General features: G+C 56.0%; 10 protein-coding genes. All 10 read right to left on the reverse strand.

Features of this window, described 5'->3' with window-relative positions; translation table 11 throughout:
- Window positions 1–11: 11 nt before the first annotated feature.
- On the reverse strand, window positions 12–674 hold the full coding sequence (locus tag FMN63_RS27770) for an alginate O-acetyltransferase AlgF (protein WP_148587417.1): 663 nt from the start codon (window positions 672–674) through the stop codon (window positions 12–14).
- Window positions 675–688: 14 nt separating this feature from the next.
- Window positions 689–2,098 (reverse strand): alginate O-acetyltransferase AlgX-related protein, encoded by a 1,410-nt coding sequence (locus tag FMN63_RS27775; protein WP_162530138.1) that lies wholly within the window; start codon window positions 2,096–2,098, stop codon window positions 689–691.
- 58 nt (window positions 2,099–2,156) lie between these two features.
- Window positions 2,157–3,242 (reverse strand): hypothetical protein, encoded by a 1,086-nt coding sequence (locus FMN63_RS27780; protein ID WP_148587419.1) that lies wholly within the window; start codon window positions 3,240–3,242, stop codon window positions 2,157–2,159.
- A gap of 25 nt (window positions 3,243–3,267) precedes the next feature.
- Window positions 3,268–4,716 (reverse strand): mannose-1-phosphate guanylyltransferase/mannose-6-phosphate isomerase, encoded by a 1,449-nt coding sequence (locus FMN63_RS27785; protein WP_148587420.1) that lies wholly within the window; start codon window positions 4,714–4,716, stop codon window positions 3,268–3,270.
- A 107-nt stretch (window positions 4,717–4,823) separates the two neighbouring features.
- Window positions 4,824–5,885, reverse strand: coding sequence for a PilZ domain-containing protein (locus FMN63_RS27790; RefSeq protein WP_148587421.1), 1,062 nt, complete (start codon window positions 5,883–5,885; stop codon window positions 4,824–4,826).
- A gap of 54 nt (window positions 5,886–5,939) precedes the next feature.
- The gene (locus FMN63_RS27795; RefSeq protein ID WP_148587422.1) at window positions 5,940–7,436 is read right to left on the reverse strand and encodes a glycosyltransferase; all 1,497 of its coding nucleotides are present in this window, start codon (window positions 7,434–7,436) and stop codon (window positions 5,940–5,942) included.
- A gap of 448 nt (window positions 7,437–7,884) precedes the next feature.
- Entirely contained in the window at window positions 7,885–8,994 is a 1,110-nt protein-coding gene (locus FMN63_RS27800) for an alginate O-acetyltransferase AlgX-related protein (RefSeq protein ID WP_148587423.1), read from the reverse strand.
- A 20-nt stretch (window positions 8,995–9,014) separates the two neighbouring features.
- Window positions 9,015–10,448 (reverse strand): MBOAT family O-acyltransferase, encoded by a 1,434-nt coding sequence (locus FMN63_RS27805; RefSeq protein ID WP_148587424.1) that lies wholly within the window; start codon window positions 10,446–10,448, stop codon window positions 9,015–9,017.
- Between the two features lie 59 nt (window positions 10,449–10,507).
- Window positions 10,508–13,471, reverse strand: a complete 2,964-nt coding sequence (locus FMN63_RS27810) for a tetratricopeptide repeat protein (protein WP_162530139.1) — start codon at window positions 13,469–13,471, stop codon at window positions 10,508–10,510.
- A gap of 111 nt (window positions 13,472–13,582) precedes the next feature.
- Window positions 13,583–17,539, reverse strand: a complete 3,957-nt coding sequence (locus FMN63_RS27815; RefSeq protein WP_162530140.1) for a right-handed parallel beta-helix repeat-containing protein — start codon at window positions 17,537–17,539, stop codon at window positions 13,583–13,585.
- Window positions 17,540–17,574 lie beyond the last annotated feature (35 nt).

Genomic DNA, 17,574 nt, shown 5'->3' on the forward strand with positions numbered 1-17,574 from the left:
CCCGGGATCGGTCATTGTTCCAGGGAATTGTTGCTGACCAGAAGTTTGTAGTTCCCCGAATCCTGGAAGAGGACCACGGTCGTGCCGATCTTCCGCTTCAGGCTGAATTCGTCTGCGGCTGCCAAGGCGTTGCCGGACTGCTGAGCTTCAAAGCCCACGGTTGCCGCCTTCAATTGCCGGAAGGCTTCGCTGTCGGCGGAAACATTCTTGAAGGCCTTCACTGCCTTGCCACCGAGCACCAGTGCGAGATCGACGTCGGAGGTACCCGTGGCGTTATAGAAGTACAGGCCAGCGCGGGAAGGATTGCTGATTGGCTCGTCCTCGACCAGCACAGGCTCTGTTCCTGCTGCTGCCACGATCGTATAGAACTTGCCGGCTTCGAAGCTGAAGCTTGGGGACGCATCACGCATCGACAGGTCATAGGTTCCGGCGTGAACGATCTTGTAAGGCGTAAGACCTTCTTCGGTCAGCAAATATTCGACCGAGCCGACACTGGCGACACCGGATGCGCGCTGGCCGTCGATGATACGGACAAAGGAGGAACCGGGAGGGGGAGGACTGTCATATAGTCCTTCGTCACCCGCACGTGCCGGGAGAAGCGCCGCGAAAGTCAGCGCGAAAAAGAGGGTCACAAGCGCCAGAGCGGATGCCTGTTTGGACGAGTACTTGAACATGATTATGCTTTCTCTCACGAGTTGGACGAGCCATATCGACAGAGGCTGAGGGTGCCTGATAAGGCCTTTTCGCCGCCGGGTTTCACAGTGATGGAACGCAGCGGGGAAATCTGTGTCTGGGACATTTCGAAGAACAGGGAACTGAAACTGGTGACGCGTTCAGGACGATTGATCAACACGTTCTCGGATGAACCGTCGCGTTGGGAGATTTCGAGCGCGAAGCTGCGGACGTCGCTCTCCGACAGGCTCATGGCGAGATAATAGTCCGATCCGATGAGATGATCCTGATCGGGAACAAGCTCCTCCAGATCCATCGTGACAGCACCGCCGGGCTCGATATCGTACGCCACTTCGGCAATCTGTCTGTCAGCCTCGCAAAACCCTGCAACAGCCGGAATGATCTGGCGGAAGGTCACCTCGGGAAAGCGGGCGATGCCGGCCGTCATCGGCAATTCCCAGATAAGGAAACGCGTTCCCTCGCTTTCCGGGAGAGCGTTGTGCGTCCAGTCGAGGACTGAGGATTCCATCCCGCCGCCGCTGATGGCGTAGCTGGCGATCTCGACCTGCATGAACTCGCGCAGGAATCCGGAGAAATTGTAAGGGTTGATCTCGTCGCTGAAGCTCGTGCCGATCAGCGCGACAGGTGTCGCATCGTCGTCAAGCAGCGAGTCGAGATCGTTCAGAGCTTCGGTCGTCTCATATCGAACCATATATTCCTGGACGGCCGGCCCGGTACAAAGCGTGTCGACGATCTTGTGCATGCCCGCAAGGTGCAAGAGCTCCGCATCGACGATCTCGGTCTCGAACTCCTTGGTATTCAGGTCCTGGTAGGCTTCGGTCTGTTTCAGGGCGTCTGCGACGACCTTGGCCGTCGCCCGCGAACCTCTCGGCATCCAGTGGAAATCGCGCAGAAAGAAAAAGCTTTCTTCGCCTTCCTCGACGAAATGGTCCCTCAACTTCAGAAAATCGACGCTGCGCAATCCGGCACGGGTCAGGTCTTCGTTCAGAAGCTTGTAGGTCTGCGTCGCCATTTCACGATCGAAATCGTATTCCTTCCAGACTTCCTCGGGCACGAAAGCCGCGTCCATGAAGGATTTGGGAGGAACGAAAACCAGGGTGAGGTCGATGTCTCTGGACTTGAGGACTTCGTTTAGCCGCGCGAAATACTGAATATTGGACCGTGAGTAGAGATAGAAATCTCGCAGGTCCGCGCTTACCCGATAGAACGCCCCGCCGTAGCCTTGAACCAGTGGATGCGTAAGACCCTGAGCCAGGCTCCGTTCGGCGAGGTCCGGACAGGTAAAGATATTGCGCAGTTTCGCCGCCGGCCCTTGCGCATTTGCTGCTGTCGAGGCTGCCAGGATTGAAAACACTGCGGCCGATACCAGCCGTGTCGCATTTGCGAATATTGGAGCTTGAAACATCATTCGTCTCACTTTGCATGTCAGCGTCGGCAGGTATCTTCCTGTCCAGCACATGTCCTCACGTCGCCTTGTCTTCTGCCGGGCCACACCAGGTGGTTAGGGAAGGCACCGCTCCGGCAAGTCCGCATATACTCTGGTAGAAGGTGTCGTTTCTTCTGATCTGGATCGAGGCTGTCTGGCCAACCAGGTTCCGGAAGTCGTCAGGGAGCTGCACCTGAACCTTCATCAGCGGGTCGCTCGTGTCCTTGTCGTTGACCGGTTGGTGAATGTCATCGAGGCCGAGAGGCAGGAAAAAGACACTGTTGTCGCGAAAGTTCACCTGCGCTACCGCGCCTTTCGCAATAGCAATCGCTTCACTGAAGGGAACATAAGTGACCAGCTGCGGTGCAGCGTTCTCATCTGCAATGCGGCCGAGAGCCTTTCCTCTTTCAACTCTCGCTCCTGGTGACGCGACCGCTTCGAAGTTGGCGGTGCTGATCGGCGCATTCACGATAACCGGCCTGCCCGATGTCCCTTCGATGCCGAAAATCGGCTCACCAGCCGTGATGGTCTTCTCGTCGTTGACGAACACGACAGTCCCGGTCACGGGACTGGCGACGAGCTTGTAGTCGGACGTCACCAGGCTGGACGTGTTGGAAATCGTCAAATGCTGCTGCAGCCAGAGAAAACCGACTGCCCCCGCGAGAACCAAAGCGGCCAGACCTGCCACCAGTCTTTTCCTGGTTCCAGACGCTCCAGAGGAAGCGCGTGCCGCAACGGCGTAATAGGGCAACTGTTCGTTCCGGTCTCCAGCCGCCGCCGCCATATGTCTCGTTGTCGCGAGGTCGAAGAAGGCAGGTACTGAAATGGAGCCTGCCAAAAGCTGATCGGCTATCAGCTTTTGACACTCGTCATACTCTTCGGCGAATGTCAGCTTGGTACCGGACAGAGAACACAATACTGATTGAGTGCATGACACGTCTTCCGAGACAACATGAAGCCACGCCTGTGTCATCGTGCCCTCGAGCTGTTCCCGACGCGGCGCCTCGGCGCTGTCGTCGGAGCTCTGGGGCACGACGGACATCACCTTACCTTCGGCGGCCGTGACTCGGAAAACCGACTGCCCTGGGAATTCGACAAAGTATCCGGGTTCACCGATTTTCATGATGTTTTTCCTGAACGAACATTGGTCATTCCGCAGCGATCGCGGGACCAATGGCTTCAAAGAGCCGGTCGAATTCGCGATTTTCCTGAACCATCATCATGCATTTGGCTTTCTTGTCCTCGTCGGGATTGATGACCGTGACCATGTCGTTGGCCTTCAGGCTGAAGGTTTCCCCCTTCGACCGCGTAAGGCGCTGGTAATTCACGATCACATCAACGGTTCCCTTCACGACCAGCCAGATTTCCCGCTCTGCCGTCACGCGGCGGTTCGGAATAATGTTGCCGGGGCGAATCTTGAGCTGGCTGACGCAGTGATCTTCGTCGACGAACTTCTGCTCGGTGTCGCCCCAGTCGTGATTGATGAGCGGCATGGAGACCGCTTCGTTGGCTCCCAAGGCTTTCAGTTCGGAGACGACCTGCTTGACCTCTTGTGCGCGATTTCGAGGCATCACGAGAACGCTGTCGATCGTGTCGACAATCATGATGTTCTCTAAACCAAGCGCCACGATCCGGCGATCTGCGGTCGCTCGCAGCAGGCAGTTGGTGGAATCGATGGCGAGAACCTTGCCCGTCGTCACGTTGGATTCTGTATCCTTCGGACTGATGTCCCAAAGAGCGGACAAGGATCCGACATCGCTCCAGCCGATGTCGCTGGGTACAACGACAATCTTGTCGGAATGTTCCATCACGGCGTTGTCGATAGACATTTCAGGCGCTTGAGCGAAGGATTCCGGGTTCAGGTAATAGACGGGAATGTCTGATCTCAGCTCCGACTGCGATCCGGCGACCGCTTCGCCTGCGGCTTGCATGATGCCTGGCGCAAAGGTTTTCATCTCCTTGATGATCGTCTTGGCGGAGAACAGGAAGATGCCGGCGTTCCAGTAGTAGGTGCCTGCAGCCAGGAATTCTTGCGCAGTTGCCAGATCCGGCTTCTCGAGAAAGCCGCCCTTCGAGACACGAAAGCCTACGTCGCCCTCCGACGTGGACACGGTCTTGCCGCCCTTGATGTAACCAAATCCCGTTTCCGGAGCCGTCGGCACGATGCCGAAGGTGATGATTGCGCCATCTTCGGCCAGGGGTTTCGCAAGCTCAATCTGTTTGCGGAACGCCTCCGGATTTTCAATGACGTGGTCGGCAGGGGCCGCCAGGATCAAGGAGTCGGGATCAAGCTGTTCTGCCGCAACCGCCATCGCACCGATTGCGGCGGCTGTGCCTCGCATAAGCGGTTCGACAAAAATACCCGCGGGTTTGACGCCAATCTCATCGGATTGTTCAACTGCGAAGTTGAGAACATCCACGTTGGTCATCAGCCACGGACTGGCGAACTCCTCTCGTGGAAACCGTGTGACGGTCTCCTGGAAAAGACTGTTGTCGCCAAACAGACGTAGAAACTGCTTGGGGCTGTTCTTGCGCGAAAGCGGCCAAAGGCGGGTGCCGGAGCCGCCGATCATTATCGTAGGAATAATCTTTGCCATCTCATGACCTCATACTTGGGGTGTCTGGGCAACCGAGATTTTTAATATTGATTTCAGTGTCTTATCTTTCTTCGTTGCGTTGCCCCGCATGCGGGACAACGCAATGCTCATAGCTCTGGAAGCGAGAAAGTATTGAAGCGCACCCGGACTGGAAGACCGATGTCACTGGCGGAAATGTCTCTTTCGACCGGGATGCGGAGATAAACGTTGTCGTCGAGTACTTCGGGATTGACGATATTCTGCAGCACCTGTTCAGGCAGGGAACTTAGCTTGACTTCGCTTCCATCCATGAAGCTGATCAACGTGCTGGTGCCCGAGCCAAGTCTGGAAACGTCGTCAAAGGAAACCTTCGCTTTGACGAAACTCGGCGCGAAACTGTCGAAGAATTTCACCGGTGATTGTCCGCGGGCAACATAGTCTCCCTCTGCCGGAATTTCGCCGACCACATCGCAACTGCACGGGCTGAAGATCGTGGTCGGCTCGTTGGTCTGAATATCGACGAAGACGTAGACCGGTTCTCCCGCCTTGAACGAGGTCTTGTCGGCGAAGGACGTCACAAAGCCACTGGAAGGGGCAGGTAACGAAACCAGTTCGGATTCTACGGTCGCTGACTTTGCATCGAAGACGAAGATGCGGTTGAAGGCAGAGACACCCAGATAGGCAAGGGCGAGAAGCGCAAGTCCGAAGGTGAGTGTAAAGCCGAGAACCCGCCGGACAATTGCAAGGAGCGACGGGCTGCCGTCGTCATTCGCGGCCTTTTCAAGTTCCTTTTTGCGGGCCTTCGCCGAATTATCGCGGCTCATGAACTCCAAGACATCGCCGGCGTCCACCAGCTGGCCCGAGATGTAACTGTCAATCATGAAGCGGATTAATGTCAGCTGGCGCTGCGTGACATCAGTGAACTCGATACCGCAGCGGCCGATGTCTCGCCGGTTGTAGCGCACGATGCCGTTCATCTTCAGGCTCAGGGAATAGCCTTGAAGATTGAAACTCATGGTCAGTTCAACCGGTTCCCCGACTTTGAGCGCCTGATCGGCATTCTGAAGGGCAATGCCACCTACGGACCAGTCGGCCGCCATGAATTTCCGGTCCTTGATGGTGACCATCAGGGGCAGTTTGAAACGCGGGTGCTGGCGCTGGACTTGCACTTCTGAAGCAACGGTACTCATTATCAATTTCCCAGCCAAAGGTTGTTCGAAAGGGTTAGGGAGCGAAACTCTTGATCAGCGGTAGAGGCCATGGATCGCATCGCTCGTTGAGAAGATGTTGATCGTGTAAGCCAGCACGGCGACATAGACGAGTAGCGCTGAAGCGTGGACCAGATTGGACGAAACGATCTTGTAATAGTGCCTGAACCGGCTCTCCGATCCGCCAAGCGTGGTGTTCTGGCGGGTCCAACGCTGCTTATCCATGCGAAAGAATATGTAGACCTTGATGAAGGAGCCGAAGATCTGGTTGAAGTAGAGCAGGAACGGGTAGGTGATCGAAACTTCCTTACGAACGGTAAGGAACGTCAGCATCACCAGGTACCTGGAGATCGCCACCCACAAGAGATAAAGAATGAAGGCAAAGGGCGTCACGAAGATCGATGCGAGAACGGCCATCGTCAGCCCGGAAAGACAGGTCCACATGCTGATGCGCTGGTCTAGCACCGACCACCAGGTGAAAAGACCTACCTTATGTGGGCCAAGCGCAAGCGCACGCGTGTTCGTCCGCAGCATGTTGCCGAACCATCGGGTCATGAGAACTTTGGCGGAGACAATGAAGTCGTCGACGGGCGGCTGCTCGATTGTTTCGACGACAACGTCCGGCACGTAGTACATCAGGTAGCCGTTCTTCAGCAGCCAGTACCAGGATGACTTGTCGTCGCCTGTCAGCATCTTGATGCGTCCAAGACGCCAGTGCTCAATGAAATCCTCGTTGATGTGGCGATAAAATTCCGGCCGGCAAACGAGTTGCGCACGGAACATCGACATGCGCCCCGTCAATGTGAGCACGCGTTTGGCGAGGCCGTTCGAACTCATCAGGATCTGGCGCTGTGCGAACCGCAGCGAATACCATTTGCGGAAGATGTCACGCCCTTCCACCGTGCAGGTCTCATCGGTCGTCAGGGCGCCGACGCGCGGGTTGATCAGGAAGATGTTGGCGCATTTCTCGACCAGGTCGGCAGGCACAATACTGTCGCCGTCAATGACCGATGCGGTATCATTGGGGCCCGGGTTGTAGCGCGAGATCGCCTCGAAGCCGTACGTCAGAGCATCACGCTTGCCGGTCCCTGCGATACGCACAAAATCTAGTTTGAATGGCTGTTCGTCGCCAAACATGCTCCGGTAGAGCTGCTCAATGAGTCTCTGGTCTCCCAGTTCAACTATGGAAGCAATCACGGTTGCTCCTGCCGGAGCGCGCATGGCGGCCTCAAACGCACCCCGATAGACCTTCAAAGTGGTCGGCGCATCGATGCGGAAACTGGTGATCAGCATGAAAGCATGACCGTAGCCTGCCTCGTCGGCCTTGGCCTTGGCAGTGCGGCGTATGCGCGGGAAAGCGATTTTCCTGTACCAGAGACTGCGCAGAAGATGAATGATGCCCCACGTGTAGCGCCAGATCCCGAGCAAGCCGAGCACGAGAAGGACCTCTTGGGTTTTGCTCGTGAAGGCTTCGTCCGGCAGGAGCAGAACCACGATTGCGATCACGAGCATGTACAGGACATGATAGATCATGCGGTCTCCAGGGCGTTTAGGAAGTCGTTTGCGGGCAATGCCATGGGTGTAGTCTTTTCATCTGACAGCCGGGTGACGATGCAGAGCCTGTTGTCTGGTGAAAGCCTCCGTGTGGCTGTTTCAGGACGCACTCCGGCGCTCCTGTGATATTGATGCTTCCCGTTCATCGACCTTATCCCGATCAAGCAGTTTTCTAGTGTATTGTCAGTAAAGTCGGACATACGTCACGATTCTTCAAAATCACAATCACTTACCAAGTGAATAAGCAATCAGCGTGCCAATACGATCTTGATCAATTTGCTGTTGTTTCTGCGAAAATTATGAGCGATTTTCTTTTAGGTTTTCTATCGTGCCTTTTTTATAGTCATTTACTTAAATTTTAGACATTTATTTCTTGAATTTCCTCTAAGTCGCTTTTCTCTCTCATCAAGTGTCGTGTGCTGCTTCGTCAGTCGACCTGGAAGTCAAGGCTCTGGAGGAGTTCAGGACTGTAGTCGTCCAGATACCGGATCGGCATTTCCCAGATGACCAGCTGCGGATAGTCGAGTTCCCCGTCTTCCAGCTTCTTCAGGTAACCGGACATGGGATCGAACGGACCCTTGCCTTCCTCGGCGACGTTGAGCACATCGGTTTGCAGCGCGTTGCGCAGATGACTCTCAAAACTCCAGAGCGTATTCGCGCTGTAGCTGGTCCCCGCCAAGGCGACGGGAACAGGGTTCTCGTCGCCGTCGTCAAGCAGACTGGCCACATCGTCAACCGAAGCCCGCACCAGGATCGGTTGAATGGTCTCGTCCGGATAGGACAGGGAAGGCATGATCGATCCAAGCTTGATGAACTTCAGAAGATCTCCGCGATGGCTGGTCTTCTGTTGAGGTTCGACCGTCAGTTCGGCTGGTGGCAGGCTCTCGGCCAGAGTTTCCGGCACAAGATTTCTTGCAACGACTTCCGCACCCTCGACGGTCCAGTGTGTATCGGTCTTGAGAAAGACCTGTTCGTGTTCCTTGGCCTCTACAAGCGGCTTGCGCAGTTCGGGCACCAGAACAGAGTGTGCTTGAAGCTCGCCCCGGACCTGCTCGTAAAGGGGTTGATGAACCTTCGGCCATCGGAGCGACCCGAGATGTTCGCTATAAACTTCCGACTTGGTGGGAAGAAGGGCGACGACAAGCTTCGTGCCGTGCTCAGCAAAGAGCTTGTCCGTATTCTCGACCGCAGCAAGAGCCGCTTCCAGGTTCTGTGGTGAGTCCTTGGTCCAGGAAAATTCTTCCGTCGAATAGAGCCAACCGTCTGCTCCGACCAGGACCCCCTTCTTGGCTTCGCCAAACAGGCCCAGCGAAATGACGTTATAAAGATTGATGGAAATTTCGCGGAAAAACAGATCGTCCTTGTATGCATTCTCGAGATCGAGCGCGACCTTTCCCTTGAGAAAGGCCGATGGTGTGCCGTCGTTGTTTTTCCAGTCAATATTGCTGAACATGGCGAAATTGACGGTGTAGGCGAAGCCGATGGCGAACAAGCCGATCATCGAAGCGGAAAGGATCTTGGAACCTGTGCTGGTCATGGCGTGTGTCCCTCTCTCGGTCAGAACTGGAAGTAGAGGAAAGGGGAATCGTTGTCTGCGGTCAGCTTGATCAGAGACAGGACGCCCACACTCGAAACCAAAAGGCCGTGCCGAATTGAGATGAATTCGGGGCTTACGAACGTGTCACCTTTGGTCGGTTTGGATCCGGATTGCGACAAATAGGGCTCCAGGTAGACGATGACGATTGAGACCACGAGCATCGCAAGCGAGAACCGTGTCACCTGCCAGGCGACGATATCTGTCATGCCGAACCCGTGCATGCCCACCATGCCCGACAGCATGGCGAAGGCTGAGGGAACGTTTTCGGCGCGGAAGAAAACCCAGCCGATCATCACGCAGACGAGCGTCAGCGGCAGGTAAAGGATCGATCTGTCTCGCGTGCTGGAAACACCGCACCAGCGCTCTATCCCCAGAAGGATTCCATGCCAGGCACCCCAGATCGCAAATGTCCAGTTTGCACCATGCCAGAGACCGCCGAGAAACATCGTCAGGAACAGGTTTACGTAGGTCCGTGTGACGCCAATACGGTTACCTCCCAGGGGAATGTAGAGATAGTCGCGGAGCCAGGCTGAAAGGCTGAGGTGCCAGCGTCTCCAAAATTCCGTGATCGATCGGGAGATATAGGGGAACTGGAAGTTCCGGATGAAGTGGAAGCCGAGCATAAGACCAAGGCCGATGGCCATGTCACTGTAGCCGGAGAAGTCGAAATAAAGCTGGATCGTGTAGGCGGTGATACAGAGCCAGCTCTCCGAAAAGGTCGGCATATCCACGCTGAATATCGTATCGGCGATCGGCGCCACGGAATCGGCGATCAGAACTTTCTTGGCGAGACCCAGCATGAACATGCGTGAGCCTTCTCCGAACTTTTCCCAGGAGTGCTCGCGTTCGACGAACTGATCCGCGAGATCCTTGTAGCGAAGAACGGGCCCTGCGATCAGCTGCGGAAACAACGCGATGAAGGCAGCAAAGTCGAAAAGGTTTGTCGCGGGCGGAGCATCCTTCCGGGCGACGTCGACAACATAGCTGATCGCCTGGAAGACATAGAAAGAGATGCCGATGGGCAGAATAACCTGTCCGAAAAGGGGCGACAGAGGCTCTCCGTTAAAGAAAGTCAGGGATACGCTGTCGACGAAGAAATTGAAATACTTGAAATACAAAAGAACGGATAGATTTCCTATCACGCCAATCGCGCAGAAACGCTTGGACGCCTTTGCATCTTCGCGCATTTGAGCAGCGTAGATTTTATGGCCGACGAAATAGCTCCAGCCGGTCACCAGGATAAGCAAAGCCAGATAGTCGACACGCCACCACGCGTAGAAGAAATAGGACCCTGCGAGAATGACTGCCGACTTGAAGCGGAAAGGTGTCACAAAATAGAGCACCAGAAATATCGGCAAGAAGGCCATGATGAAAAAAGCTGAAGAGAAAACCATTTTATCAATTTCTTCCGTTGATCAGGTTCGCACCGAGTGAATCCGAAGAAAGGAAAATGTCATTCGACATATTCTTTCCAGCCTGAAGTCAGAATTGTTGCGGAATACTGGTGGCCAGCCGCGCTGGCGCGCTTCAGCCATTCCTTGACGCCTTTGGCGTTGTCATCCTTGGCCTCCGCGCGCAGATGCGCGGCATAGCGGAACATGGCTTCGGCGCTGCCGTTTTCGGCAGCACGATGCAGCCATTCGATGGCGACCTGCTGCGCATCAGGCGTGTCCTGATAGATGAAATGGAAGAACAGGTCGTACATGGCACGCGCACTGCCATCTTCACCGGCATCTTCAAGCCACTTCACCCCGAGATCGATGTTCTGGTCGATACCGAACCCGGCGAGGAGCGAGCGGCCGACCTCGGCCTTGGCTTCGGTGGAGTCCGCTTCAGCAGCTCTGTAAAAATAGACGAAGGCCAATTCCGGGTTGATTTCGGTAATGCCACCCGATGCAAAGATGCGGCCCAGTTGCAGCAGCGCGGTGGTCGAGCCGGCATCTGCCGCCTGCTGGTACCAGCCGATGGCCTTGGTCGAGTTCCGTTCGGTTCCGACCCCGTCCAGATAGGCTTTTGCAGTCCGCAATTGAGCGCGCACGCTGCCTTGGGTCGCTGCTTCCTCGAAGTACTGCAGAGCGAGGTCCAGATCCCGCTCGACATAGGTGCCATCCGTATAGGCCTGGCCGAGGCGAAAGGCGACATCGAGGCTTTGCGGCGACTTCTGGTAGACCTGCTTCAGGAGTTGAATGGCCTGTTCCGGGTCGGCTTCAATTTCAGGTGTGCCTTCCGAAAGCGTCAGTGCGACCTGGACCATCGGCGCAGTGTAGCCCTGTGTCAGGCCGACCGAGGCGATGGAAAGGGCTTTTTCGAGGTCCGGGGTACCCGCCTCGCTGCTGAGATAGATTCTGACGGCGCGCGCGACTGCAGGACCATAACCCCGATCGACGAGCACGTTCAGAATATCCAGCCCGGTGCCGATGTTGACCGGCTCTCCCGTGGCTATATAAGTTTCGGCGACCCGCAGATTTGTGCCGGAGCTGTCGATACCGAGCTGCTGCGCGCGCTGAAGCAGGGAAAAGGCTTCCTGATCGTCCGCGGACTTTTGAAGCAGGGCGAAGGCATAGGCCACCATCGCTTCGGGATTTTCTGCGTCGGAACCCGATTTCAGGGCGGCCATCATTTTTTGAGGTTCGCCTGCGAGCTCGTGGAGCGACGCGATACCGATCCACCCCTTGCCATCTCCTGCGTCTACCGCAGCTTGGAAGGAGTTTCTGGCCAGCTCGAAATTCTGTTCGCTGTCCCGATAGAACTCACCCAGCACGATCAGTGCCTGGGTGGAACCGGCGTCCACGGCCCGGTGTAGCCAGGTCAGGGCGCGGGGCACATCCGGTGTTAATGTTCTCTTCCCGCGAAGGTAGATCGTGCCGAGCGTCGTCATCGCGGAGGCGCTGTTCTGCGCGGCCGCGCTTTGTAGCAGCGACAGTGCCTCATCAAGCGACTGAGCATCTTCGCGGGTGGCATTGATGAAGGACGCGAGCCGTTCAAGAGCTCTCGGTGTTGGGTCGAGCGCTACAGCCTTCTTGTACCACTCTTCCGCCTCACTGAGCGAAAGCTCGACAAATTCGTTGGTGCGATAGACGTCGCCCAGGCGGACCATCGCAAGCTGGTTATCGCGTTCTGCCGCGTACTGCAGGGCGCTAAGCGCCTTTTTCTGCAGGGCCTTGTCGCCCAGCTTGTCAAAATACTGCGAACTGGAAAGCCGCCCCAGAACAAGGTCGCCCAGCTCGTAAGCGGCGGACACCGAGCCTCGTTCAAGTGCATATTCAAAGAAGTAGAGAGAATATCCGAAGCGCATATCTTGCGGCAGCGTAGAGCGCAGGATCCGCCCGCCAAGCTTCTCAGCGTCGTCGGTCGACAAACTTGTTCCGGACGCCAGAAACTTCTCAACGGTGGCGTCCATCTCGTTGGTGGAGAGCTTCTGACCGTCCTTGAGAAGTTTCTCAAAGATACGGATCTGGTAGTAAAGGCCGTCGGAGTGACCCGTTTCGCTCAACAGACTCGCGAGTTGTTCCGCTTCCTCGCGTGTCACGCCGAGCCTGTTCTTGTCCGTGTAGTCGTCGAGAAGACGCAGGGTTGCCTTTACGGAGCCGAGCGTGACGGAGGCGACGAGCGCATTCTTCACCCGCGCTGCAATGTCCGGCTCGTCGAGCAGATCCTTGAGCGCCGAATAGATCAGATAGCCGCCGTTTGCCGAGCCGCCTGTCAGCGCGCTGGCATAGTTGGCAACCGCTTTTTCGAGATTTTTCTCGCCGATTGATCCGTCCAGGTAGGCATTACCCATCAAAATAGCTGCGCGCGCGTCGCTCGGCGCTTCGACGGCGAGCTGAGTAAAGGCAAGCAACCGAAGGGAACGCGCTTCCTCGGGGTCTTCACCTTCGATCAGTTCGGCATATCCCAGAAGTGTCTCGGGATCGCCGTCGGACAGGAACGGCTGAAACAGTTCCTTTGCCCTCTCAGGCCCGACAGCCTCTTTGACGTTTTCCGGATTGCTGACAAACTCCATCGCCAGCCGCAGGCCTGCATCCTTGCGCCCGTTTTCAAGAGCAATTTCAAGATGCTCCGTTGCCCTGCGTCCCTTGTCAGGCTCGGAAGTCGCGAGAAGCGCCTTTCCGTACTGGTATTCGAGCAGGGCAAATTCATCACCGGACGCGGTCGCGAGGGCTTCTTCAAACAGGCGGGAGCCGGTCGTGAAGTCGCTTACGATGAGAGGATTGGATTGGGAATAGGGCAGCCCGCGAAGCAGACGGTCAGCCAGCTCGATCCGTTCTTCCGGCGTGAGGGTGGCGATATAGGCCTCAGTGACCGCAAGTTTATTCACCTGCGACACAGGCAGGTTGCTGACAGGTTCCTGATCTGAAATCACCGCCGGCGCGCTCTGCGCCTGCACTGGCGCAGTCAGCGGAACGAGAGCCAGCAAACTCCATATCGTGGCAATGGCACAGGAACCGAGCAAGGACGTTCTTGAGGACCGGAACGGGCGGTTAGATTTGACTGTACGAGGTACTGACATGGGTCCGCTCATGAAGATCTAGTTGGTCACCGGATTGACCGCACCGGCCTGCACGCTCGTCTCGTTGCCGAGACACAGATCGGTAATCTGCGACGTTTCGAAGGCTGGAGCAGTTGCATGGGAGGCAAGCAATCCCCTCTTCTGCAGCGCGCACGCCTTGTGGTGAGTGACTTTGGGGAGGCAGGTTGATGCAACGGTCACAGCCTGTCCGTCCGAACCGTATTTGAGAAGCCAGAGCGACTGGTCCTTGAGATCGCCGCCATAAAGCCCTTTGCGCTGGAAGATGAACTGGTTGTCCTTGAGTGTTACCGCGCTCAGACCGTTGGCCTTGATGCCGACATTGTTTTCCGTGAGCTCGTTGTCCGCAGCAAAGAAGCTTCCGAAGGGAATGTACGGATCCATCTCGAAGTCGCGGGTATGGGCCGCGTCACTGTCTTCCAGGACCGAAATGTACCCGTCGATAGCTGCTTCCGCATTGCCGCTGATCCGATTGCGGGTGATCGACAGATCCCAGGAATTGCGTGCCTTGATACCTGCACGTTTGTTGTTGAAGAAATGGTTGGAATCGATCAGGGCGCAGGGGCTTTCGAAATAGGTCAGGCCGTCTTGCTCGTTGCCGAAGGAGGTGTTCGCGTAAATCGTGGTCGCCATGGAATCTCGGTCGACCATCAGGCCCGAGCCGGCGTTGTCGAACATCAGGTTTCCGACAAGGAAACTGTCGTCTACCTCTCGCGAGATGATGCCGCCGTGTTTCTTCTCGGTGTCGTAGCCGGTGTTGTACGACAGCGTCAGACGCTTGGAGCGGTCATGCGGGTCGAGGCCATAGGTGATGCTGTTGCGATACTCGTTGCCAACCACAGCCACGTCGTCAGCTTCATAGGAGTAGAACCCGTAGAGCATGTTCTCGAAGCTGTTGTCGGCGATGATGCCGAACGGTCTTTGATCCTGGCGTTTTTCGTCGATGGAATCCTTCGGTCCGGAAGAGAGCGAAAGGCCATAAGATTTGCCGGCGGAATAGCCCAGACCGACGATCCTGGAGCCGCCGATATAGGTTTCGCTGTTGCTCCACGAAAGAATGAAGGGACGGAAGTCCTTACGGTGCTTGTAGTCCGAGAAGGCAAAGTCCTGCTTGCCTTCATCATAGGCACCGAGTGTCGTGTCCACGACGAACAATTTGCCGGCGTTCACGATGAAGGAACCGTAGCTCTGGCTCAGATAAAAGGCCTTGGCCTCCTGACCGGACAGGACAAGTGTCGCGTTCGGGCCAATCACGATCGGTGCGCGGAAGATGAAGCCATCATCCACCCGGTCAACCGTTCTGAACCTGCCCGAAACAGACAGGTAAAGCAGCTTTTCGACCGTGAAAACGCCTTCTGTCAGATAGAGGAAAATCGGGTTGATCGTGCCCTGGCGCTTGTAGAGGTAATCGCGCGCACTCATGCCGACGACTTCCTCGAAGAACTTGGAGGAGAACCGGTTGAGGCGGGCAAACCGGTTGAGGCCTGCCACGGAAAGCCCGCTTGGGCCAGCGCGCGGAAGCAAGGGCACGATGCTCCGGACATTGCCTGAGGAGGCATTTAGCCCGGCGATGAGGTCCGGATAACCGTCGTCCTGAACCAATGTGTTCTGGCGCACGAGCCTGATGCCGTCACCAACGCGCAAGGTGTTCGAGTCTTCGATCTGGAATGACAACGGAGTGACATCTGCATCGACGTTTTTCGCCGCAGCATCTTCCCCTTGTGTCAGGGCGTACGCCTGAGGGTGGTTGCGTGCCAGAAGTCCATCCGTGTCGAGATCATGCGCCATCCACTCTGCGACATCACGATAGGTACCAACTCGCAAGCGGTAGTCGTCAACGTCTTTAAGCAGCCGGGCACTTTCCTCCAGATTGCCGAGTCGAGCTTCTATCCGGAGAGCCCCGGCCAGGGCGCTCTGAGCCAATGAAGGGTGTTCGATCTTTGATGTTGCAAGCCTTGCTTCTTCGAACCGTCCGGCCATGGCGAGGGCCGTAGTTTTCTGTTCCAGCTTCTGGTCGGAATTGAGCCGGTCGTCTGCGCTGCCAAGAAGAAGATCCGTGTTTTCGACGTCGCCCAGCATGGCAAATGTTTTCGCCAAGGCTTCATGGTCCTGAGCCTCAAGACTTTCATCTTGAACGAGCCGGGAAAGGAGAGGGGACACGAAGTCTAGATCGGAGATCGTTTGTGGGTCGTCTTCAAATCTGGCCCTGACGAAGCCGTGGAGCAGATCTAGCAGCGACTTTGGCGAAAGATCCGATGCGCTCTCTGTGAGAAGAGTACGCATGAACTCTGGTTCCCGGACATAGGCGCCCAAGGCAGCCGTGTTGTCGAAGCTGGAGACCGTTTGTGTATTTTCAGCTGGAACGCCTTGGAATGTTTTCAGGGCCTCGGATGTCGCATGGACGTCCTCTTGCAGCACTGCGCTGTAGGCTTTTGCCCAAGCGCGGTCGTTGCTTGCAAACGGTCCCTCTCCGGAAAGCAGAGCTTCGAGGATATCCACGTCCCGGTTATCGATTGCAATGCGTAGCAACTGCCGGTTCGCTGCGGCGGCAACGGTTTCGTCCGATGTCATGGACTGCACACGTTCCAGAAGCTCGTTCAGGCCTGCTTCTCCGAGGGTTGCGGTAAGGTCCCTGAGCAGTTCCAGATCTTTTGCGTCAAACTCTCCAGCTTGGAAACTGTCGAGAATCTTGCTGGCGGTCGTTTCCACGGCAGCATCGTAGCCGGCAGTCGCCAACTCATCGGACGCCACCTTGAGTGCCACGTTTCGCCGCTGCGTATCGCTTATCCTGCCTGCAGCTTCCAGCGCAGGAAAACCTCGCCCCTGCGACGCCATGATCACACTGATTTCCTGCAACATGGGGTCGCGGGCATTTTCAGTTCGCTCATTTGCTGCAGTTGTCCAGAACGACGTGAAAAGAGCCATATCCAGCTGGTTCTGACGGGCCAGTGCACGGGTCAGCGCGACAGCCAATTTGTGCGATGCAGCATCGTTCTCATCGAAGTTCGCAATCAGGTTTACCAGGAGCTCAACACTGGTGAGCTCACCGCTGGCGATGCCGCGCTCAAGACTGTCGGTGAGTTCCTCGCTCTCCAATTGCTTCAATGTTGAGAAATAGTCGGGCCTGTAGAGCTCTGAGGTCGCAAACGATCTGCCGAAAGGTTCAAGGTATCGGTAGGCAAGCCCTGGATCGGAATGGATCTCAACCATCCGCTCAGCAAGCGGAAACGCCTTTTCAGGATCCTCTGATTTCAGTATTTCTATAGAATTTTCAATGACTTTATCAGCCTGGGCGCGCAAATCGGCGTCGCCCAGAAGTTTGGCCGCCTCGACCCTAATCAATTCGTTGGAAATTCGCAGGACCGCTTCGAAAAGCCTGATGTCCTTTCCCAGCTTCTTCTCGGTACGCGCCCTGTTATAGAGCGCGCCAAGCGTGAAACGCGGATCCTTCAACTTTGCGAAGTTCTCATTGATCTGAACACTGACATCCAGGATCTGCTTTTCGTCCAGATCGGTCTCGATGATCCTGTTCGACAGCACTTCTATGAGAAAGCCGGCGATCATGTCCCGTGAAATACCGGCTGCGCCCAATCTCTCCTTCGCCAGCTTGGCCTCGCTGATCATGTCGCTGAGTACCGAACTGATGTGGGCTTCGGACTTGGCAAGGTTGTCGAGCTGTTCGTAGATTTTCAGAGCGAGTTGTGCCGACTGAGTGGCTTCGCCGATCAGGCTTGTATGCTTCGCCAGGGCGATGTTCTGGGAAATAATGAGCTCAGCCTTACGCACATCAATCTTGTCGACAATGTCGAATTCGCCGGCTGTCTCTCCAAGTGTCGAAAAGGCCTGATCAACGACGTTGACGCGCGTATTTTGCGCTGCAGCAGAGCCGCAGGCTATGCCGACAGATAACGTAAATGAGAGGCAGGTTTTTCCCGCATTTAGAAATGCGATACGCATGGCAAAGGACTTCTTGAACTGCAAATTGTTGCTAT

The organism is Stappia sp. BW2 (genome assembly GCF_008107695.1).
Taxonomy (GTDB): Bacteria; Pseudomonadota; Alphaproteobacteria; order Rhizobiales; family Stappiaceae; genus Roseibium.